The organism is Desulfovibrio sp. 1188_IL3213 (assembly GCF_036763145.1).
Classification (GTDB): domain Bacteria; phylum Desulfobacterota; class Desulfovibrionia; order Desulfovibrionales; family Desulfovibrionaceae; genus Desulfovibrio.
In genome coordinates, this window is the sequence record NZ_JBAIYR010000588.1 from 1 (window position 1) to 1,165 (window position 1,165).

Here is a 1,165-nt window from a genome sequence, read left to right on the forward strand (position 1 = left end):
CTCTCCCTTTCCAGGTACATGGCTGCCCTGCTGGGTGAAAAGGTGGGACACACTGTGGGCTTGCGTATGCGCGACGAAAACCGCACCGGCCCGCACACGCGCATTGAGGTGGTCACCGAAGGGGTGCTCACCCGCATGCTGCAAGAGCAGCCGGATCTGCCCGGCACGGCCTGCGTCATCTTTGACGAATTTCACGAGCGGTCGCTTACCGCCGATATGGGGCTGGCGCTCTGTCTGGAAAGCCAGACCGTTCTCAGGCCTGACCTGCGCCTTGTGGTCATGTCTGCCACACTGGACGTTCAGGCTGTATCCGGCCTGATGGGACAATGCCCCATCATCCACAGCCCGGGACGCTGCTTTCCGGTTGATGTGCGTCACCTGCCCCTCACACTTCAGGCAGGGAGGCTTTCACCTTCGGCGGGCGGCGCTTCCGCCCTGTGGCAGCACATGGCCGGTGTAATACTTGCCCTGATGCAAAAAGAACCCGGCAGTCTGCTGGCGTTTTTACCCGGCACAGGTGAAATCCGCCAGACAGCCGCATTGTTGGAAGAACGCCTCCCCCCCGACGTGTGCCTGCACACGCTTCACGGCAACCTTTCCGCAACGCAGCAGGATGAGGCCATTGCCCCGGCCCCGCAGGGCAAGCGCAAGGTGGTGCTAGCCACCTCGATTGCCGAAACCTCACTGACCATAGAAGGCGTGCGTATGGTTGTGGATGCCGGACTTGCGCGCCTTTCGCGTTTTGACCCCGCCAGCGGCCTTTCCCGCCTGATAACGGAGCGCGTTTCTCTGGCAGGAGCGGATCAGCGCACCGGCCGCGCCGGGCGGACAGAACCCGGCATTTGTTGCCGCCTGTGGGCCAGGGGAGAGGAAACGGGCATGCGCCCCCATATCCGCCCGGAGATCCTGGATGCGGATCTTACCGGACTTTTGCTGCAACTGGCGGCATGGGGAGCATCAGATCCTTCGTCCATGCTCTGGCTTGATGCGCCGCCCTTGGCGCACCTTGCCGCAGCCCGACAATGCCTTGAGCTTCTGGGAGCCTTCACCTCTGACGGAAACCTCACGGACCTCGGACTGCGCATGGCTACACTGCCGCTTGAGCCAAGGGCCGGACGCATGCTTCTGTGGGGCGCGCAGCACGGGCATGGACCGCTGGCCTGCT

1 protein-coding gene is annotated in these 1,165 nt (G+C 63.3%); it reads left to right on the forward strand.

The window, feature by feature from the left end:
* Window positions 1-1,165 (forward strand): helicase-related protein (locus V6C16_RS13830; RefSeq protein ID WP_333543503.1); only part of this gene is annotated, 1,165 nt, incomplete at both ends.